Origin of the sequence: Litorimonas taeanensis (genome assembly GCF_003634015.1) — a bacterium.
Lineage (GTDB): Bacteria > Pseudomonadota > Alphaproteobacteria > Caulobacterales > Maricaulaceae > Litorimonas > Litorimonas taeanensis.
Genome location: NZ_RBII01000001.1, coordinates 63,319 through 83,073 on the forward strand (window position 1 = coordinate 63,319; position 19,755 = coordinate 83,073).

The following is a 19,755-nucleotide window of genomic DNA, read 5'->3' on the forward strand; positions in this document are numbered from 1 at the left end:
CCCGAGGGACGGCTTTTCATTCGAAAGGCTATAAACTTAGCACTTATAATACATGTCGAATTCAACCGGATGCGGGTGTAGTTGCAAACGGTGAACTTCTTCCATTTTAAGGTCGATATAGGCATCGATTTGGTCGTCATCAAAGACATTACCGGCCTTAAGGAAGTCACGATCAGCATCAAGAGATTCGAGCGCTTCACGAAGAGAGCCACAAACTTGTGGAATCTTTGAAGCTTCAGCAGGAGAAAGCTCGTACAAATCTTGATCCATTGGATCGCCAGGGTGGATTTTGTTTTTGATACCATCAAGACCAGCCATAAGAAGGGCTGTGTATGTCAAATATGGGTTACCCGCTGGATCTGGGAAGCGCACTTCTAGGCGCTTACCTTTTGGTGACGCTGTCCAAGGAATACGCACAGAAGCAGAGCGGTTACGGCTTGAGTAAGCCAACATAACTGGGGCTTCAAAACCCGGAACCAAACGCTTGTAAGAGTTTGTTGATGCGTTAGCGAAGGCGTTAATCGCTTTAGCATGTTTAATGATACCACCGATATAATGTAAGCAGCTCTCTGAAAGGCCAGCATATTCATCACCCGCAAAGAGTGGCTTTTTATCTTTCCAGATAGACATGTGAACGTGCATGCCTGTGCCGTTATCATTCCACATTGGCTTTGGCATAAATGTCGCTGTTTTGCCGTAAGCATGCGCAACATTATGCACGAGATATTTATAAAGCTGCATATTGTCAGCCATAGTCAACAAAGTGTCGAACTGCATGCCAAGCTCGTGTTGTGCAGGTGCCACTTCGTGGTGATGTTTCTCAGGGCGAAGACCAAGCTCTTCCATGACAGAAATCATTTCAGAACGCATGTCTTGGCAAGAATCAACAGGAGGAACTGGGAAGTAACCGCCTTTTGGTCCTGGGCGATGGCCCATATTGCCGCCTTGATACTGTGTACCTGTATTTTGCGGAAGTTCAGACGAGTCGATTGAGTAACCTGTTACATTTTGGTCTGTATCCCAACGCACATCATCAAACACAAAAAATTCAGCTTCTGGTCCAAAGAAAACGTCGTCGCCGACTTTGGCAGAACGCATATATTCTTCGGCGGCTTTCGCTGTACCGCGTGGGTCACGGTTATAGGCTGAGCCATCATCAGGTTCTAAAACGTCACAGAAAATAGCCAGTGTATCTTGCTGATAGAATGGGTCCATTTTAGCTGTTGAAGCGTCTGGAAGAAGAACCATGTCAGATTCATTAATGTCTTTCCAACCCGAAATTGACGAGCCGTCAAACATAGTACCGTCTGTAAACAGATCTTCGTCTACGAGATCCGTGTGGAACGTTACATGTTGCATCTTGCCGCGTGGGTCGGTGAAACGAAGGTCGACGAATTTAATATCATCGTCCTTAATTTGTTTCAGTAGTTTTTCAGTATCTGACATTTTTCCCATTTTCCTTATATAGTGTGTCTGATGTTAGGTTGAGGATTGTTAAAGTGCTGCGTCGCCAGATTCGCCCGTACGAATACGGATAGCTTGGCTGACATCAGAGACGAAGATTTTACCGTCGCCGATTTTTCCAGTTTTGGCGGCTGTTTGAATGGCTTCAAGAGCGGATTCAACTTGGTCGTCAGCGACGACGAGTTCGAGTTTAAGTTTTGGCAAAAAGTCGACTACATATTCTGCACCGCGATAAAGTTCTGTGTGGCCCTTTTGACGACCAAAGCCTTTGGCTTCGAGTACAGTCATGCCCTGCAGTCCAACGCCTTGTAAGGCTTCTTTAACTTCGTCCAGTTTAAAGGGTTTAATGATGGCTTCGATTTTTTTCATGTGAGTCTCCGAATTTGACCAGTGTTAAAAGGTTCATGCAAGGCTAATGGCCTAGAGTCGATATTCCGCAAATCTATCCCTGCGAACAACATAATCTGTTCGCTAGATTGCACATAAATGTAGCGCTTGTGCAATGGTGCGCCCAAAATTTATGCGCTAATCTCTGTAATATTGCCTAGGATAAAGCATTGCGTAGGGCGAACAACAGTTTAAACAGCACGCATCATGGCCTTTCTCGGTCACGCCTATGTTCGCGACTGCAGTTCATAGGGGGAGAAATGGTGATGATGAAAGTCGACCTACTTTTAAAATTAGGGTCAGCCACCGCGTCAAATTTGGCGCTAATATTAAATCACAAACTGATTGTTCGCGACTGCAGTTCAATCAGCGGAGATAAACGTGAAAAAACTTACACCTCGCCCCCCTAAAAAGCCTTTTATTACGGACCAACAAGCGCTGGATTTCCATTCCAAGCCTACGCCCGGGAAACTTGCCCTTCAGCCGACCAAACCCATGGCCACACAAAGAGATCTCTCTTTGGCCTATTCGCCCGGCGTTGCCGTCCCTGTTGAAGCCATCGCGGCCAACCCTGATACGGTTTATGATTATACGTCCAAAGGTAATATGGTGGCCGTAATATCAAACGGCACCGCGATTCTTGGTCTCGGAAATTTGGGGGCTATGGCGTCAAAACCTGTGATGGAAGGGAAATCCGTCCTTTTCAAACGTTTCGCCGATATTGATAGTTTCGATATCGAGGTCGAGGAAGAAGACGCCACGAAATTCATTGAGTGTGTGCAGCGTTTCGGCAACACATTTGGCGGCATTAACCTCGAAGATATCGGCTCGCCTGAATGTTTTATCATCGAGCAAGAGCTACGTGATAAGCTTGATATTCCTGTTTTTCATGATGACCAACACGGTACGGCGATTATTGCGACGGCGGGCCTTATTAATGCTTGTCATCTGACAGGCCGTAAGTTTGAAGATTTAAAACTCGTGCTTTCTGGGGCGGGCGCAGCGGGGCTTTCTGTTCTAAACCTGGTTAAACGTCTCGGCGTGAAAGATGAAAACGCCATTGTAGTCGATAGCCGCGGGGTTATTTATCAAGGCCGCACAGAATATATGGATCAATGGAAAGCACCGCATGCGGTGAAAACAGATAAGCGGACATTGGCCGAAGCCATAGAAGGTGCCGACGTCTTTTTCGGATTATCCGTTGCGGGTATTGTCAGCAAAGAAATGGTGGCCTCGATGGCGCCCAATCCGATTATCTTTGCGATGGCGAATCCAGACCCAGAGATTTTGCCTGAATTAATCAAAGAAGTTCGTGATGACGCGATTATCGCCACGGGACGTTCTGATTACCCAAACCAAGTCAATAATGTGCTTGGCTTCCCTTATATCTTCCGCGGTGCGCTTGATGTGCGAGCGCGAAATGTGAACGAGGAAATGAAGCTCGCTTGCGCGCAGGCGCTTGCCGATTTGGCACGCCAAGACGTTCCCGAAGAAGTGGCGGCCGCTTATCATGGCGCGCGTCCTTCATATGGACCTGACTATATTATTCCTGCGCCATTTGACCCGCGTCTTATTTCTGAAATTCCGCCTTATGTGGCGCAAGCGGCGATGGACACAGGCGTGGCGCGTAAGCCGATTGAAGATATGGACGCTTACCGTAAATCTTTGGCCAGACGCCAAGATCCTACAGCGGCTATTTTACAAGGTATTACCGCGTCTGTTCAATCCGAGCCAAAGACAATTGTCTTTGCCGAAGGCGAGGAACCTGCTGTTATCCGTGCAGCCCAAGCTTTCCAGCAACGGGGTCTTGGTAAAGCAATTCTGATTGGCCGAGAGAAACCTATTTATGATAATATGAAGCTTTTGGGTATTGAAAAGCCTGAGAGCTTAACCGTGTTGAATGCGCGTCTATTCGATAGAAATGCGGAATTTACCGAGCATCTTTATAGCAAGCTACAGCGCAAAGGTTTTTTGCGGCGTGATGCGCAGCGATTGGTCAATAATGATCGAAATGTATTCTCGGCGCTCTTGCTTCATCACGGCCTTGGCGATGGCATGGTCACAGGGGTCACACGGAGCTATGATATTGCCTTGAATGATGTAAAAATGGTTCTGGGTCATGTCGGTCATGAACGGACAATGGGTGTGAGCGTTGTCGTCAATAAGAGCCGGACGCTCTTTATCTCAGACACCAATGTCACCGAATTGCCGACAGCCGAAGACTTGGCTGATATTGCCGAATCAACGGCCCATTTCGCCCGTCAATTTGGATTCGATCCGCGCGTGGCGTTTCTATCTTATTCTACTTTTGGAAACCCGGTTGGCGAGCGCATGCAAAAAGTGCGTGAGGCTGTACGTATTCTGGACGGCAGAGACGTTAACTTTGAATATGAAGGCGATATTGCTGCGGATGTGGCACTTGATCCTATGCATGTGCTAACTTATCCATTCTCGCGCCTGACAAGTGCAGCGAATGTCTTGGTGATGCCAGCCATTCATTCAGCGTCTATCTCGACGAAACTTCTTGATTCTGTCGGCGGTGCAACTGTGCTCGGGCCGTTCCTAACAGGACTTGAAAAACCTGTTCAGATATGTTCGCTTGGCGCTACGGCCTCTGAGATTGCTCAGATGGCGACCCTTGCGGCCTATGCGCCGTCTCACCGCGAAGAGATCTAACATTTGGCTAATACTGCCCGTACGAATGTCCTAGAAGGTTCGATACCCCGACATATTTTCCGTATGTGGGGGCCTTTTTCGATTGCGGTAATCGCTCTTATCTCAACGGGTATCGTTGATACGATTTATCTTGGCCGTCTATCAGATCCCTCGCGGCCCAGATTGGCGATTATGGCTTTGGCGGCATTAACGTTCGCTTTCCCGCTTACCTTTATTGGTAATAGCGCTAATATCGGCTTAGGGGCGGGTACGATGTCAGCCGTTTCACGGGCCAAAGGCGCAGGAGACGAAGAGCGCGCAAGCCGTCATGGTGCGGCGGCTATTTTATTGGCCCTATGCCTGATGACCGTCTTGATAAGTTTGATGTTACTGGCTGCCCCGCATATTTTACCCCTAATGGGGGCAAGCGGCGAGGTGAAGGACATGGCGCTTAGCTATCTCATGATCTCATTGCCGGGCCTTGGAATCGTTTCAATTGCGAGTATGAGCAATAATATATTGCGAGCGAGCGGCGAAGCAGTTCTGCCAAGCGCAATTATGATTTCTGGCGCCGTCATAAACATAATACTCGATCCATTTTTGATTTTCGGCTGGGGACCGTTCCCGCGCATGGAAATTCAAGGCGCCGCCATTGCGACTCTAACAGGGAATTGCTTTGGCGCTATTTTTGGTTTTTGCGTTGTCTTATTTCATCGCAAAGCTATTTCATTTGCTGAAATGACCTGGGGGTCGTTAAAACGGGCTTGGCGAATTATTGGCGCCGTGGGGATACCTGCCGCGATGACGAATATGGTTGTACCGATTGCGACTGCCTTGGCCGTAGCGGTCTTAGGTTTGTCCTTAGCCGAAGCCGATGTGGCCGCCTTTGGTGTGGCGAGTCGGGCAGAGTTGATGTCTATCGGCATGCTTTATGCGCTTTCCGCCTGTATTGGGGCTATTACAGGCCGTAATGGCGGGGCGGGACGAACAGAGCGTGTGCGAGAGGCCTTTCGAGTGTGCTACTTGGTTTGCATCATCTGGAGTACAATCATGGCCATAATTATGGCGTTATTTGCGCCGCAAATAGCCGGTATGTTCACGCGAGATATTATCTTAATTGAAAAAATCACGCCCTATCTGTTTATTGTGCCTATCACTCTATCTGGATATGGCTTTGTGTTTATCAGTGCCGCTGGCCTAAATGCGCTAGGGCGTCCGATTTACGGCCTTGTTTATACGATTATTCGCTCTTTGCTCTTATATGTTGGTTTCATTTTTATTGGGGTGCAAATCGGCGGATTAACGGGAGCATATTTCGGTGTGGCGGCCGCAAATATAGTCTCAGGCGCGATTGCGATATTCTGGACCATGAAACATGTGCCAATGAGCGCAAAAGAGAGTTGACGTAGGCGGAATCAGCGGCTAATGCGCGCCTCCTACTTTATAGTACATCGTGCGGGTGTGGCGGAATTGGTAGACGCGCCAGATTTAGGTTCTGGTATCGAGAGATGTGAAGGTTCAAGTCCTTTCACCCGTACCATTTTTAACAATATTGAAGCTGAGTAAATTTGCGGCCAAGAGCGTTCGCTCTGCTGTCTGGTTATCTTTTTGCATTAGGTAAATCTCTCCTCTGTTATTTCTGTTTTTGTTTATAGTGCATTTGCCTATAGTTTCATTTCCAACAGGTTCCTTGCGTGGTGCATATGAAAAACCTTCTCCTAACTTTGATGCTGACCTTAATAGGCGTTCCGCAATTGGCGTGGGGGCAGGTGTCGCCTTCTGAGGCGGGTGCAAAGCCTAGCGTTGTGATACAGGCTCCTAAACCGCTTGCTCCACAGGCGACGGCTAAGTTTTACTCTCAGCAGACAGAAAAACGGATTTGGACAGAGCCAGCAAATTTTCAGGCCCTAATACAGGCCTTAGAGGGGCTAGACGCCCATGGTCTGTCATCAGCCCATTATCATTTAACGGCGTTGAAATCTTTACCCGAAGGAGATGACAGAGACAGGCTCGCGACCGACGCTTGGTTTTCCGCGGCGGCTCATATGTTATATGGTAAGCTAAACCCTATTAGCCTTGAGCCTGACTGGACAGCGGCGCGGCGCGAAGCCGATTTACCACTCGCTTTGACAAAGGCATTATCTGAGAATTCTATTCTTGAAAGCTTGGAGGCTTTCGCGCCGAAACAGGCAAGCTATACAGCCCTAAAGGCTGAATTGGCGGCATTGAAGCTAGAGGCTCAGAAACCCCAAACGCGTATTGCTTTGGGAGAAGCTTTGAAAGCCTCTATGCAAAATGATCGCGTGTCGTCGTTACAAGCACGGCTGATAGAGCTTGGTTATTTGCCTGATGCTGCGCAAAATGGGATTATGGATGAACAGACGGTAGACGCTGTTAAAGCCTTTCAGCGAGCGTCAGAATTGGATGATGACGGCGTAGCAGGCCCCGCGACAGTGAAAGCCTTGAATCGCGGATATACGGATAAGATCAATCAACTGCGTTTGAATATGGAACGCTGGCGTTGGTTGCCAGAGGATTTGGGTAAACGCCATCTACGCGCCAATATAGCGGCCTTTACAGTCGAGGCATGGAATAATGGATCTATTGAACGGACGCATTTGACCATAGTAGGAAAACCCTATCGAAAAACGCCTGTATTTTCTGATAGTGTTGAGTATTTGGTGATTAACCCGTGGTGGGAAACGCCCCATTCTTTGGCGACTCGGGATAAATTACCTTTATTTCGCAAAGATCCCGCTGCGGTAAAACGGCTAGGGTTCCAAATCCTTGATCGTAGCGGCAATATTGTGTCCTCTGATACAATTGACTGGAACGCGGTTTCCCCTAGTCAATTCCCCTATAGAATTCGTCAGGCGCCAGGGGATCAGAATGCTTTGGGGCAGGTGAAAATCATGTTCCCTAATATTCACAATGTTTATTTGCATGACACGCCGACGCGCGGTTTATTTTCTCAAAGACAGAGAGCCTTTTCGTCAGGATGTTTGCGAACCGAGAATCCATTGGATCTCGCGGCTTGGTTAATGTCGGGGACAGAGTGGACGCGAGAGAAAATTGACAATGTCGTCGCAAATGGAAAAGAAACGCGCATCACCTTGCCGCAAACAGTGCCCGTACATATATTATATTTTACGGCTGTGAGCGAAGGCGATGCCGGAATTCGTTATCTGGACGATATTTACGACAGAGACGCTAAAGTTTTAGCCGCGCTTGATTCTAAACCCTCTTAATTCTCTATACGAGATTTATCCGAAAAGGATTTTGCCCGAATGGGTAGATTTTTACTAAAGCTAACGGCGACTACTTGCGCCCTATTCTTTAATTTTACATCCGCAGCAATAAATAATCAGCCCCGAGCGGATAGGGTGGATTATACCATTTCATTCCAAGGCATAACGAGCGACTTACGTTTGCTCTCGACCTCTATTATGCCTGAGGAGAAGTTATCCATCCGAACCGATGCGCAGGCAATAGCGTCAGCCGGTCAGTTAAGGCATGAAAACGGTGAATGGCATTGGACAGCCCCCGAAAAACCGGGCCGATACACACTGTCATTTATGCAGGACTGGCAAGTTATCATCCTGAATGTTTTTGTTCTGACTCCGTTTAACAATGGCAAGGAGACAGACCTAAATGGGTATGAAATCGGAACCTATCGCAAGACATTATTCAAAGGGGTGTCGACTTATGCAGAACCGCTCGGTTTTATTGATATGTCTCATGGACCCGCAGATTTGCAAATTTCGCCGCATTTCACATTAGGACAGTTCGTTTGTAAGCAGGTTTCCAAATCCGGCCATACCTATCTTCTCATCCGTCCTGAAACCCTCATAAAGCTTGAGACTTTATTAGAGGCGGCCAATGAAAAGGGATGGAAGGCAGAGACGCTTCATGTCATGAGCGGCTTTCGCACGCCTTATTATAATCGCTCTATTGGTAATCGAACTACATCCTCTCGGCATTTATATGGCGGTGCGGCGGATATATGGCTTGACGGTGACGGAGATGGTCAAATGGATGATCTGAATAAGGATGGCCGTGTTGATAAAGCTGATGCACGAGAGCTAGCCAAATTGGCCGAGCAATTAGCCGCCAAAGGGGGCAGGGATTGGCCCGTTGGCGGTATTGGGGTCTATGGCGCGAATGCGGCGCATGGGCCTTTCATACACATCGATTCACGCGGCTATAAGGCCCGATGGGGCCATAAATGAATTAATTAGGTCATGGCTGATTAGTGCGGGATTTCTAGAATCCCGCGAAATTTCCTGTGGCGACCCAAGGCACGAAGACGGCGAGGGCGATACTAACGATGAGGCCGAAAAATAAACGTCCCATATCGAGTAAAACGTCACGTAGGGCTTCGCGTTTAGGGCGTAGGCTCGCAAAATAACTAATGGCAAGCTCTCGGCCAGCGATAAGACCCAAGAAGACCCAAGTCGTCGACATAGGTACATCATTCATTTCCTTGAAAAAGAAGAGGATGAGCGCGAATAAAAGGTCGATAACTGTGGCAGCCCTTACGTCTGTTGTATTGGTCTTGGCATCAATAATCTTTTGAATGTTACCGCCGCGTCCGCGGAATACCCATCCGAGCAACAGAGTCATCGTCACCGTAGCGATTACCAGCGCTGTTGAGTTAAAAGTGACTTGTGTGGCGCCGTCGATGACGGTTGTTGTCCGGGGCAAGAAAATGAAAATATTGGCGAAATCCTGAGCCAGCCATTGCCACCATAAAAAGGCGGTTGCTGACCACTGAATGACTGTCCAATAAAAGGGTAGTGGGTCATCTTTTGTTTTGTGAATCCAACGTGACCAAACTCGAGAGATTAAAGCGTAAATCAAGAAGCCCGTCAGCATCGCTACGACATAACCCATGCCTGATTTTACAAGCATTTTACCCAAAACGCCTTCGGTCTCTGCGCCGCCTGTGAGGGCGAAAACCGTCAAAACCAAGAATGTCGTTGAAACAGGGATGCCGTAGCGGGTCAAAACCAAGAGCACGATTGGCGGTAAAACATGGTACCATTGTACACCGCCTTCTGGGTAAGGCAGGCGGTTTAATCGTCCAAAGGCAATGTCACCAGATTGGGTATAATAGCCATATAACATGACAACCACGAGAATTGACGCCGCGAAAAGCCACAATATCCACCAAGGCCGTTTGGAGTTCGATGACAAAAATGTCCCGAGCGTTTGAAGAGCGTCATTGGCTACAACAGAATAGGCAGCGACCATAAAGCCTAATATAGCCAAGATTTCGATACCGAAAATTGCCATGAAGTAATCCTAATAAGTCCGATTCTAGCATCGTAGCTATGTGCTATTCATACAGAAAACGTTCTAATTTCAACCTGTTAAGTGGTTATCGAGTTAGTCAGTCTTCAAATTTCTTCACTGCCATTATAGCAGTGCTAAGGGGATATCTAGACAACATTTGTGTAATTTTTGCGACAGTTAGGTGATGGACTCTGCTCGATAAAGGGACTTCTCAAGGCTCATTGTTTAAGGCACACTCGTTTCATGAAAGACGACACCGCCCCATTTCTCGATGCCTATGCCATTCATGATGTCGCGCCTGAATTTGTTCCAGCGCGTTCACGCCGTGAATGGATGGATAGCTTTATAGATCGTCAGCCCTATCGGTGCTTACCCCTGACGATGGCCAATGCTACAGGTTGGGAATTATTATGCCCATTTTATTTGGATATTGAATGGAATGGCGGGCCTAGTAATGAAGACATTACTTTGTCATCACCCGATAAACAGGCCTTTATCCCAAGTTTTGCTGCGGCGCATTTCCGCGCTGGTATTGTTACCTTTCATACGGGGTATGTATTTAAGACACCGCCAGGTTGGGCCGTATGGTGTATGGGTCCCCCAAATTGGCCAAAGGATGGAGTTTACGCCCTCTCAGGATTAGTCGAAACAGATTGGTTGCCTTTTCCGTTTACAATGAATTGGCAAATGACCCGCCCGGGAAAGGTCAGTTTTAAAAAAGGGGAACCTTTTTGTTTTATTACCTTATCTGAACATATTCGATTAGAGAGCGTTGCGCCCAAGGTTAGAAGGCTGAGCAGCGACAAAAAATTAGAACGAGACTATAATAATTGGTCGAAAAGCCGCGCGGAGTTTAACGCTAAATTGCATTCGGGTGATAAGGATGCTGTCAAGTCAGGCTGGCAAAGACACTATATGAAGGGCGAAAAATCAGATGGTAAGGTTGGGTCTGAATCGCATTTGACAAAACGCCGTATGCAAAAGCCAAAAGATTTTAGGGGTTCGGCTTTGTTTAAAAAATAATCTGTCCTGCCATTGCCTGATGTTGATTTATCTTCTGGCTTTGATTTCTTTCGACTCATCTTATGAAGATGCCTTATGCTTTTCAGAACACTGATAATCGGCGCTTTGACCTTTCTCCCACTTTTGGGCTGTCATCCGTCTTCATTATCAGACCCAGAGCGTAAATCGCGGGCAATTCGCGTCATTGGTTCATCCACGGTTTATCCCTTTTCAACAAAGGTCGCGCAGGAGTTTAAAAACCAAACAGGATATAATGTTATCGTCGAGGCCACAGGGTCTGGAGGCGGGCATAAATTATTTTGCGAAGGTGTTGGTCCTGGTACGCCAGATATGACGAACTCTTCGCGGCGTCAGAAAACGACTGAATTTGACCATTGCGCCGAAAATGGCGTGACAGACATCATTGAAGTAAAAATTGGATATGATGGGATAGTTATCGCCAATGCGTTGGACGCGCCGCAGTTTAATTTGCGAACAAAAGATATTTATATGGCGTTTGCAAAATATATTCCGACTTCTGACGAAGACTGTACCCTCCATGAAAACCCTTATCGTAAATGGTCAGACTTGAACGCTGACTTGCCTGACTTTCAGATAGAAGTATACGGCCCGCCGCCGACATCTGGCACGCGCGATGCTTTTGTCGAAATCGCTATGGAAAATGGAGCAAGAATGGTGCCTTGTTTGGCCAAACTATATGAGACCGATAGGGAGGCTTTTCTGAAGGCAGCACATATTTTACGAGAAGATGGTGCTTGGATTGATGCAGGGGAAAGCGATAATGCGCTCGTGCAAACCTTATTAAACACGCCTACTGCTTTGGGTGTCTTAGGTTATTCTTTTCTTGATCAGAATGAAGATAAAATTAAAGCCGCCAAAATAGGCGGGGTTGCACCAGAATTTGCAAAAATAAGTTCTGGTGAATACCCCGTATCTCGCTCTTTATTTGTCTATTTTAAAAAGGCCAATGTTAAGACAACGCCCGGCCTGAAAGAGTTAGCAATAGAGCTTCTATCGGACAGAGCGTCGGGTAAGGGGGGGTATTTAAACGAAATTGGCCTTGTTCCATTATCCGAAGCGGAGCGAGAAAAATATCGCAGAGATGTTCGGATGTTGCATGTTAATCACCCTTAAAATGTCTTGTCTCATTAATAACTTTGGCAGGCAGAGAGCACAAGGAAAGGAGAGACCTCGTTGAACTCAACCGTAATTTATATGTTGATATTGATGGTCGCTCTGACTTTTGGCGGGTTTTTGTTCAATCGTAATTTGGCACTAGATCTTTACCAAGATTATCGTTTTCGTCAGTTTCAGGAGCAAACCAGTCGGGATTTAAGTTTTCGATCTGGATGGCATTCTCAGGCGAGCTATCATGGCTATTTTACCGCCTGCATGGTCGGGATTGCATTAATCATTGTTTTCCTTTTGGGCGTATCGGGGCGGGGCCGCTCCCCTCAATTTGATATCGGGTGGTTAATTGCAGCACTGGGGACAGGGCTAGCGGTTATTGCCTTATCAGGGCGATTAATTGGCCCGGCCTTTGCGGCGCGAATATGGGTTGAGCGCTTCGTACATTTTGTTCTGATTGTTTTATCTGTCATTGCGGTCTTAACGACTTTGGGAATAATATTTTCGCTACTTTTAGAAAGCCTCTTATTCTTCTCCGAAGTGTCCATATTTGACTTCTTATTCGGCTTGCAATGGTCCCCCCAAACCGCCTTGCGGGTTGATCAAGCGGGGCAATCTGGGGCTTTTGGTGCGGTACCTATTTTCGCCGGGACCTTTCTGATTATGGCCGTGGCCATTGCGATAGCGGGTCCCGTTGGGTTGATGATTGCTATTTATTTGTCAGAATATGCGTCCAAACAAACCCGAAAGATTGTTAAGCCGACGATTGAAATTCTCGCGGGTATACCGACCGTTGTTTATGGTTTTTTTGCCCTGCTGACTGTAGGTCCGTCTATTCGTCATGTTGCAGAAATTATGGGATTTTCTGTTCCAACGCAAAGCGCGCTTGCCGCAGGCGTTGTGATTGGCGTTATGATTATACCATTGATTTCGTCATTATCTGATGATGTGATTAATGCTGTCCCGCAATCCATTAGAGACGGGGCCTATGCCCTTGGGGCCACAAAATCAGAAACAATGAAGCGCGTTGTTTTTGCGGGAGCTTTACCCGGGATAATCAGTGCTTTTCTTTTGGCTATTTCAAGGGCGATTGGAGAAACCATGATTGTCGTCATGGCGGCAGGCCGCGCCTCAAACCTCACCGCCAATCCATTTGATACTGCCACGACCGTGACGGTTCAGATTGTGGCCTTGGTGACAGGAGACCAAGAGTTTGATAGTCCGAAAACTCTAGCAGCCTTTGCGCTTGGCCTAGTTTTATTCGTGATTACTCTTATTCTGAATATGATCGCGCTTTCATCGGTACGTCGATATCGAGAGAGGTATGATTGATGACTAAGATGTCTACGACCTCATCGGAAATACACGGCAAAGAAACAGAGCTCGTTTCCCAGCATTTAACGCCGTCAGCAAAACGGCATTTGCGCCGCCGCCACCGCAAGGAAACGCGTTTTCTTATCTATGGACGCGGGGCAGTTTTCTTTGCGCTGTCAGCTTTGACATGGCTATTAGTCAGCTTGGTTTGGATGGGCATAACAACCTTTCGGCAAAACTATATCCAATTAAATGTGGCATTAGACGCGGCAGTGATAGCCCCTGACGGTAATGTCGACTCAGAGGCTTTACGGCGCGCCGATTATAGAGAGGTAATACGCAAGGCTATGACGGGCCTAATGCCTGAGGTAACAGATGAAACTGAACGCATGGCGCTCTATGATTTAGTGTCAAAATCAGGCGCAGAAAATGAGGTTCGCCAAAGGCTCTATAATGCCCCTGCCTTGCTAGGAGAGACTTTGCAGATATCTGCGCCGACATCAGATCATGTTGATCAATTGCTAAAAGGGCATATTAAACGATCTGTGCCTGAGACGAGGCGAAAGCTCTCTGACCAACAAGTGCTTTGGGTTGATGTCTTAAAAGATCGAGGCGTCATAACGTCGAAGTTTAATTCCATCTTATTGAGCCAAGCTGATAGCCGAGACCCTGAATTAGCAGGCGTAGCGGGCGCGGTGATAGGGTCTGTTTTGATTATCCTTATTGCTTTCTTGCTTGCTCTGCCAATCGGTGTAGGCGCGGCTCTATATTTGGATGAATTCGCGCCACGCAATCGATGGACGGATTATATCGAAATTAGCATTAATAACCTTGCCGCAGTACCTTCGATTGTTTTTGGTCTTTTGGGTTTGGCTATTTTTATCAATATTCTGGGTTTTCAACGCTCTATACCTGTCGTTGGCGGCATGGTGCTGGCTTTACGTGCCTTTCCGACTATCGTCATCGCGACGCGCTCAGCATTGCAATCCGTTAGTCCTTCTCTGGTCGATGGCGCTCTGTCATTAGGGGCGTCACATACACAAGCCGTTTTCCAACAGAAAATACCCTTAGCCACACCAGGGATATTAACGGGCTCTATCATTGCGATGGCGCAAGTCTTAGGCGAGACAGCGCCGTTATTGATGATTGGTATGGTGGCCTTTGTAACAGATGTTCCAAGCAGTATTGCTGACCCCGCAACGGCTCTGCCAGTGCAGATTTTCTTATGGTCTGAGAATGCAGAACGCGCTTGGGTCGAGAGAACGGCCGCTGCAATTTTGATTCTGCTCTTTATCTTGGTGATGATGAATGGCTTTGCCATTTGGCTCCGAAACCGGCTTGAAAAACGGAATTTGAACTAAGGGATTTAAGCATGAATATTGAAAACCCAAAATTCAAATGCCGAGGCGTGAAAGTTCATTACGGTGACTATGAGGCGTTAAAGGGTATCGATTTGGATATCGCAGACCGAAGTGTAACCGCCTTTATCGGGCCATCGGGTTGCGGGAAATCAACATTTTTGCGCACATTTAACCGTATGAACGATACGATTGAAGGGGCCCGTGTTTCAGGTTCTCTGACAATGGATGGACAAGATATATACGCTAAAAATGTCGACCCTGTTTTATTGCGGGCACGGGTGGGGATGGTTTTCCAAAAACCCAATCCGTTTCCGAAATCCATCTATGATAATGTTGCATTTGGCCCAAGAATTCATGGGCTAACGACGCATAAGACTGAGCTTGATGCTTTGGTTGAGAAATCATTGCGTCGGGCAGGGTTGTGGGATGAGGTTAAGGACAGGTTGAAACAACCCGGAACAAGCCTCTCAGGTGGTCAACAACAACGCCTTGTCATTGCGCGCGCCATTGCCGTCGACCCCGAAGTTATCTTAATGGATGAGCCTGCTTCGGCGCTAGATCCAATTGCGACCGCTCGGCTAGAATCGCTTATACAAGAATTGAAAGAGCGCTATTGTATTATTATCGTGACGCATTCCATGGCCCAAGCCGCACGGGTTTCTGACCGCACGGCTTATTTTTATCTTGGTGAACTTATTGAATATGACGCCACAGAGAAAATTTTTACCAATCCCGGGGATATCCGTACACAAGACTATATCACGGGAAGAACGGGCTAGCGTTAAATAACGCTATAGCCCTTGAGTGTAATATCTGAGCTAAGATAGCCATCCTTCACAGGTTCAATGCGCGTTAAATCCGTGGAGAGATATTTTTTATTATCATCTGCAAATACGGTGACGACGGTGGCTTGGTCTTGTCCAGATTCTAAGAGTTCTTGTTGAACCTTCAATGCGGCAATCAGATTGGCGCCAGAAGAAATGCCAACGGCAAGGCCAAGGTCTGCACTGAGCTTTTGCGCCATGATGATGCCGTCACCATCATTGACGCAAATCACTTTATCTAATTCACAGAGTTTTACGATGTCAGGAATGAATTCATCAGATACGCCTTGGATACGGTGTTTCCCAACTTTGTGACCTGTGGTTAAGGTTGGGCTTTCTGCTGGTTCCATTGGGTGGATCTTCACAGTTGGACAAAGGGCGCGAAGGGCGCGCTTAACGCCCATAACCGTGCCGCCCGTACCCACACCTGCGACAAAAGCGTCTGGGCATGCGCCGAGCTGGGCCGAAATTTCTGGGCCCGTCGTGTCATTATGCGCTTGGCAATTATCATCATTAGAAAACTGACGCGGCAAGAATACATCATTGCGAGATCTAGCGAGGTCTTCTGCCATTTGAATGGAGCCAATGAAGCCGCCCTCTTCATGGCTAACAAGCCTGACATCTGCGCCATAGCTTTTCATCAAAGAAATGCGTTCTTGGCTCATCCAATCGGGCATATAAATTCTGACGGGGTGACCGAGCGCGCGGCCCAATGCGCAAAAGGCAATGCCGGCATTACCGCTTGTCGCTTCGACAATCATATCGCCTGGACGGAGTTCCCCTTTTTTATAGGCGCAGCGCAAGACTTCTAAGGCCATACGGTCCTTGATAGAGCCTGATAAGTTGAAATATTCCAGTTTGGCATGAAGGGTTACTGCTTGGCCTTTATAATCCAAATCAATAGCGATGAGCGGGGTGTTACCGACAAGACGTTCCAGCGTTTTAAACATGGGCGGTAGAGCGGCGATATCCTTTGCCGGAGATGTCTCTAAAGTCAGTGTTGTATCATGTGGCATAATGCACCTTTTTGGGCTGGATTTACTGCCTGTATTCTACGGCTTTACCTATCAAAAGCCTTTACGAAAATTCACGGGTATTACCTATTATTTTAAAAATATTTATGATATTATACGATATGAGCGAAAATATTACACCAACTGACGTTAAAATATTAGAAATTCTACAAGTTGATGCCGCGCGTTCTTTGGAGTCGGTCGCCGAAGAAATTGGGGTTTCTTTGAATACATGCTGGCGCAGAGTGCGAGCCTTAGAGAGAGCAGGAATTTTAGAGCGCCGTGTTGCGCTTGTTGATAATGAAAAGGTAGGGCTACCGCTTACGGTATTTGTCTCTATTCGAACGGATAATCATTCTAAAGACTGGTCCGAGACCTTTAAATCCGCCGTGCAAGGAATATCTGAAATCGTTGAGTTTTATCGTTTGGCAGGGGATGTTGACTATATTTTGAAAATGATGGTGGCCAGCGTGGCGCATTATGATGAGGTTTATCAGCGTTTGATCTCGCGTGTAAAAATAACGGATGTTTCCGCTAGCTTTGCTATGGAGAAACTAAAATATACGACGCAGCTCCCTTTAGAGAGGGTTCGTCCGCGCTAAGGGAGGCCAGTTAAAATGGGCAATCTGCTTGATATGTCACCCAAGCACCGCCGTCAGGTTCCCGAAAGGATAAAGCGTGGGCGTGTAAATTTAATCGATGACTTTGGTTGTAAACCGTATCCGAGGCATAAAGCCTGTCGCCCAAAATTGCGTGCCCTAGACAGGCCATATGTAACCTAAGCTGATGGGAACGCCCCGTAATGGGGTGAAGTGAGATGCGGGCTTTGTGACGCGTTATGTCGGCTTGTATCACGGTCCAATCCGTGACCGCGCGGCGGCCCTTGTCAAAGTCTATCATTTGACGTGGACGATTTGGCCAGTCTGTCCATATAGGGAGGTTAACACGCCCTGACGGTTCTGACGGCAGGCCTGTTATGTCTGCAAGATAGGTTTTCTTTAATTGCCGCTTTTCAAATTGTAACCCTAAATGCCGTTGTGCGGCTTTGGTTTTTGCGAAAATCATCAAGCCTGAAGTGGCCATATCCAATCGGTGAATTGTCAGCGCATCAGAACAATAATCCTTGACCCGAGACTCCATGCAGTCAGGTTCTGTTTTCCCAGGCACGCTTAACAAACCCGCGGGTTTGTCGACTAGAATATAACTCTCATTTTCGGCTATAATAATGAGGGGAGTCTGAGGCGGCGTATAAGAAAAGGGCCTGTCATAGACCGGCAGAGAATACATTTTATTGAGGCGTGACAGTTTCGGCCACGACGTCATCGCCATCTAGGCGTAGGGCTAATTCTCCGCGCAGTAACGCGAGTGCATCTTCACCAAACATGTCTCTGCGCCACCCTTTAAGGGCTGGAACGCCTGCATCTTCTCCAAAAGCGGCCAAGCGGTTAATATCAGAGGCATTGGCAACCATACGCGTTGCAACGCCTACGACTTCGGTACGAAGACGCAATAAAGTGCGTAGCATTTCAACGCGAGGGCCAAGATTAGGCGGCATATGCTGCACTTTGGGGGCTGGCGGCGCGTAATCCGCGGCATTATCAACGGCGGCTGCAATGGCGTCGACAAGACCCGTGGCAGATCGCGATTTTTCAAACCCTCTTGGGATGCCGCGAAGACGCTCTAGAGCCTTCAAGTCGCGCGGCCTTTGCTGGGCTAGATCATACATGGCGTCATCTTTTAGGATGCGTCTGCGAGGGACATTTTTTGCAATGGCTTCCCGTTCACGCCACGCAGCGGCGGCTTTTAACGCGGCTAAATATTGGCGTTTGGGATTACGAACTTTCAGCCTTTGCCAGGCTTCTTCGGGGTCAAAAGTGTAAAGGCTCTCTTCCATTTGTGGGAGCATTTCTTCTTCTACCCATTTTAACCGGCCTTTATCTGTTAACTCTTGGACTAAGCCTGGGTATAAATCACGTAAATGGGTGACATCTGCGAGGGCGTAAGACAGCTGTTTTTCAGAGAGCGGGCGGCGTGACCAATCGGTAAAGCGCGCGCCTTTATCAAGCGTGATACCTAAACGCCCTTTTACGAGCGCGCCATATCCTGCTGAATCACCAAACCCGAGGGCCATAGCGGCAATTTGCGTGTCAAAAATTGGGCCCGGTACACAGTCGCAAAGCTGATAGAATATTTCCATATCCTGACGCGCGGCATGAAGAACCTTGATAACTGTGTCATTGACGAGCAAGGCGCAAAAGGGGGCTAGGTCGATATTATCAGCTAACGGATCCACGACGGCTTCCCGTTCGGGGGTGGCGAGTTGAATCAGGCAAAGCTCTGAGTAAAATGTTGTCTCGCGCATGAACTCTGTATCCACACAGACAAAATTCTGTGTGGCTGCATGTTCGCAAAATTCCGCGAGGGCCTCTGTGGTGCTGATAATATCCAAAACGTGGATTGCGGCTAGGCCGCGTCAATTCCGTGATCGCCGAAGACTTCACCAAGAAGGTCTTGCGCGGCGAGGGTGGCCCGTCTGGCGCTATCAGCATTGTACATCAGGCCCATGTCTTTATTATTGGCTTCAGGCACCATGAAGGCATGAGTTGTTTGGCCATAGCCATGAAGCTGCCAGTCGCATTTGGCTGCGGTAAGCTCTTCGCCGAGCGTAACGACGGCGTCAGGTGTTGCCATTGGGTCGTCCCAACCGTGTGCAACGAGAACTTTTGCTTTGATTTTCTTTTTTGGAAGGTCAGGGGCATCAAGTAAGCCATGAAAAGAAATGGCCGCCTTTAAGTCCAATCCTGCGCGCGCCATATCAAGTGTGCAAAGACCGCCAAAGCAGAACCCCATAGCCGCCATCGCTTTTTCATCTACTTCGTCCAAGGCGGCGGCAGCTTTGTATCCAGCCTTTAAGCGTTTGAGCAAAGCGGCTCTGTCGTCTTTTAAAGGCCCCATCAGAGCGCTTTTTTCTTCAACAGTTTCAGGAAGCGCGCCATTGCCATAATTGTCGAGGCAAAAGCCAACATAACCAAGAGCGGCCATTTGTATGGCTTTATCTTGCGCAAAACCGTCAAGGCCTCCCCAAGCATGATTAATCAACACACAGGGCTTGGGGTCGGCATACGTTTCGTCCCACGCCAAATAGCCTACACAGTCTGTTTTTCCATCTTTATACTCAATAGGACGGGTAGTGATCGTCATTTGTGCTCCACGATTCTAAGCTGGATTGATAAATTCTCATGCGTTTTGTGATAAATCTTGATGTAATTCAATCAGAAGTTTGGCTTATCA

The 19,755-nt window shown here is 47.7% G+C and carries 17 protein-coding genes and 1 tRNA gene; 11 read left to right on the forward strand and 7 right to left on the reverse strand.

Annotated features, from left to right (window positions below; all coding sequences use genetic code 11):
- Positions 1-36: 36 nt before the first annotated feature.
- Together glnA and DES40_RS00270 are read right to left on the reverse strand one after the other, a co-directional pair.
- Positions 37-1,446, reverse strand: a complete 1,410-nt coding sequence (gene glnA, locus DES40_RS00265) for a type I glutamate--ammonia ligase (RefSeq protein WP_121100278.1) — start codon at positions 1,444-1,446, stop codon at positions 37-39.
- A 48-nt stretch (positions 1,447-1,494) separates the two neighbouring features.
- Positions 1,495-1,833, reverse strand: coding sequence for a P-II family nitrogen regulator (locus tag DES40_RS00270; RefSeq protein ID WP_121098588.1), 339 nt, complete (start codon positions 1,831-1,833; stop codon positions 1,495-1,497).
- 399 nt (positions 1,834-2,232) lie between these two features.
- Between DES40_RS00270 and DES40_RS00275 the strand changes: the two genes are divergently transcribed.
- From DES40_RS00275 to DES40_RS00295, 5 genes are all read left to right on the forward strand, one after another.
- On the forward strand, positions 2,233-4,527 hold the full coding sequence (locus DES40_RS00275) for an NADP-dependent malic enzyme (protein ID WP_121100280.1): 2,295 nt from the start codon (positions 2,233-2,235) through the stop codon (positions 4,525-4,527).
- A gap of 3 nt (positions 4,528-4,530) precedes the next feature.
- Positions 4,531-5,910: an MATE family efflux transporter gene (locus DES40_RS00280; RefSeq protein ID WP_147405801.1), complete on the forward strand. Its 1,380-nt coding sequence runs from the start codon at positions 4,531-4,533 to the stop codon at positions 5,908-5,910.
- A gap of 51 nt (positions 5,911-5,961) precedes the next feature.
- A tRNA-Leu gene (locus DES40_RS00285) sits at positions 5,962-6,046 on the forward strand.
- 163 nt (positions 6,047-6,209) lie between these two features.
- Positions 6,210-7,754: a L,D-transpeptidase family protein gene (locus DES40_RS00290; protein ID WP_147405803.1), complete on the forward strand. Its 1,545-nt coding sequence runs from the start codon at positions 6,210-6,212 to the stop codon at positions 7,752-7,754.
- A gap of 39 nt (positions 7,755-7,793) precedes the next feature.
- Positions 7,794-8,735, forward strand: a complete 942-nt coding sequence (locus tag DES40_RS00295; protein ID WP_121098591.1) for a D-Ala-D-Ala carboxypeptidase family metallohydrolase — start codon at positions 7,794-7,796, stop codon at positions 8,733-8,735.
- Between the two features lie 34 nt (positions 8,736-8,769).
- Here the strand turns inward: DES40_RS00295 and DES40_RS00300 are convergent, their stop codons facing one another.
- The gene (locus DES40_RS00300) at positions 8,770-9,801 is read right to left on the reverse strand and encodes a hypothetical protein (protein ID WP_121098592.1); all 1,032 of its coding nucleotides are present in this window, start codon (positions 9,799-9,801) and stop codon (positions 8,770-8,772) included.
- Positions 9,802-10,044: 243 nt separating this feature from the next.
- Here DES40_RS00300 and DES40_RS00305 point away from each other — a divergent pair, with 243 nt between their 5' ends.
- The 5 genes from DES40_RS00305 (at position 10,045) to pstB (ending at position 15,406) form a co-directional block, all read left to right on the forward strand.
- Complete coding sequence (locus tag DES40_RS00305) at positions 10,045-10,824, forward strand: DUF6065 family protein (RefSeq protein WP_121098593.1); 780 nt, start codon at positions 10,045-10,047, stop codon at positions 10,822-10,824.
- A 75-nt stretch (positions 10,825-10,899) separates the two neighbouring features.
- Positions 10,900-11,958 carry a substrate-binding domain-containing protein gene (locus tag DES40_RS00310; protein ID WP_121098594.1) on the forward strand — a complete coding sequence of 353 codons (1,059 nt, stop codon included), beginning with the start codon at positions 10,900-10,902 and terminating at the stop codon, positions 11,956-11,958.
- Positions 11,959-12,018: 60 nt separating this feature from the next.
- Positions 12,019-13,284 (forward strand): phosphate ABC transporter permease subunit PstC, encoded by a 1,266-nt coding sequence (gene pstC / locus DES40_RS00315; RefSeq protein WP_233345306.1) that lies wholly within the window; start codon positions 12,019-12,021, stop codon positions 13,282-13,284.
- Positions 13,284-14,627, forward strand: coding sequence for a PstA family ABC transporter permease (locus DES40_RS00320; RefSeq protein WP_233345308.1), 1,344 nt, complete (start codon positions 13,284-13,286; stop codon positions 14,625-14,627). Before pstC ends, DES40_RS00320 begins: the two co-directional genes overlap by 1 nt.
- 11 nt (positions 14,628-14,638) lie before the next feature.
- Positions 14,639-15,406: a phosphate ABC transporter ATP-binding protein PstB gene (gene pstB / locus DES40_RS00325; RefSeq protein WP_121098596.1), complete on the forward strand. Its 768-nt coding sequence runs from the start codon at positions 14,639-14,641 to the stop codon at positions 15,404-15,406.
- Positions 15,407-15,408: 2 nt separating this feature from the next.
- Here the strand turns inward: pstB and DES40_RS00330 are convergent, their stop codons facing one another.
- Positions 15,409-16,467 carry a PLP-dependent cysteine synthase family protein gene (locus tag DES40_RS00330; RefSeq protein WP_233345309.1) on the reverse strand — a complete coding sequence of 353 codons (1,059 nt, stop codon included), beginning with the start codon at positions 16,465-16,467 and terminating at the stop codon, positions 15,409-15,411.
- A 119-nt stretch (positions 16,468-16,586) separates the two neighbouring features.
- On the opposite strand from DES40_RS00330, the gene DES40_RS00335 reads away from it, so the two are divergent.
- Complete coding sequence (locus tag DES40_RS00335) at positions 16,587-17,066, forward strand: Lrp/AsnC family transcriptional regulator (RefSeq protein WP_121100286.1); 480 nt, start codon at positions 16,587-16,589, stop codon at positions 17,064-17,066.
- Between the two features lie 10 nt (positions 17,067-17,076).
- Here the strand turns inward: DES40_RS00335 and DES40_RS00340 are convergent, their stop codons facing one another.
- Genes DES40_RS00340 through DES40_RS00350 form a run of 3 tightly spaced genes read right to left on the reverse strand, consistent with a single transcriptional unit; the run spans position 17,077 to position 19,665 of the window.
- Positions 17,077-17,787 (reverse strand): pseudouridine synthase, encoded by a 711-nt coding sequence (locus DES40_RS00340; RefSeq protein ID WP_407656759.1) that lies wholly within the window; start codon positions 17,785-17,787, stop codon positions 17,077-17,079.
- Entirely contained in the window at positions 17,753-18,907 is a 1,155-nt protein-coding gene (rnd, locus tag DES40_RS00345) for a ribonuclease D (protein ID WP_121100288.1), read from the reverse strand. Before rnd ends, DES40_RS00340 begins: the two co-directional genes overlap by 35 nt.
- Before the next feature lie 20 nt (positions 18,908-18,927).
- Positions 18,928-19,665: a dienelactone hydrolase family protein gene (locus DES40_RS00350; RefSeq protein ID WP_121098598.1), complete on the reverse strand. Its 738-nt coding sequence runs from the start codon at positions 19,663-19,665 to the stop codon at positions 18,928-18,930.
- Positions 19,666-19,755: the final 90 nt, after the last annotated feature.

Bases quoted from the DNA above. Each gene is read 5' to 3' on its own strand.
- DES40_RS00330 (WP_233345309.1), bottom strand. From the start codon at position 16,467: ATGCCACATGATACAACACTGACTTTAGAGACATCTCCGGCAAAGGAT.
- DES40_RS00295 (WP_121098591.1), top strand. From the start codon at position 7,794: ATGGGTAGATTTTTACTAAAGCTAACGGCGACTACTTGCGCCCTATTC.
- DES40_RS00300 (WP_121098592.1), bottom strand. From the start codon at position 9,801: ATGGCAATTTTCGGTATCGAAATCTTGGCTATATTAGGCTTTATGGTC.
- pstB (WP_121098596.1), top strand. From the start codon at position 14,639: ATGAATATTGAAAACCCAAAATTCAAATGCCGAGGCGTGAAAGTTCAT.
- DES40_RS00335 (WP_121100286.1), top strand. From the start codon at position 16,587: ATGAGCGAAAATATTACACCAACTGACGTTAAAATATTAGAAATTCTA.
- DES40_RS00270 (WP_121098588.1), bottom strand. From the start codon at position 1,833: ATGAAAAAAATCGAAGCCATCATTAAACCCTTTAAACTGGACGAAGTT.
- DES40_RS00305 (WP_121098593.1), top strand. From the start codon at position 10,045: ATGAAAGACGACACCGCCCCATTTCTCGATGCCTATGCCATTCATGAT.
- glnA (WP_121100278.1), bottom strand. From the start codon at position 1,446: ATGTCAGATACTGAAAAACTACTGAAACAAATTAAGGACGATGATATT.
- DES40_RS00310 (WP_121098594.1), top strand. From the start codon at position 10,900: ATGCTTTTCAGAACACTGATAATCGGCGCTTTGACCTTTCTCCCACTT.
- DES40_RS00340 (WP_407656759.1), bottom strand. From the start codon at position 17,787: ATGACGTCGTGGCCGAAACTGTCACGCCTCAATAAAATGTATTCTCTG.
- DES40_RS00350 (WP_121098598.1), bottom strand. From the start codon at position 19,665: ATGACGATCACTACCCGTCCTATTGAGTATAAAGATGGAAAAACAGAC.
- DES40_RS00320 (WP_233345308.1), top strand. From the start codon at position 13,284: ATGACTAAGATGTCTACGACCTCATCGGAAATACACGGCAAAGAAACA.
- DES40_RS00290 (WP_147405803.1), top strand. From the start codon at position 6,210: ATGAAAAACCTTCTCCTAACTTTGATGCTGACCTTAATAGGCGTTCCG.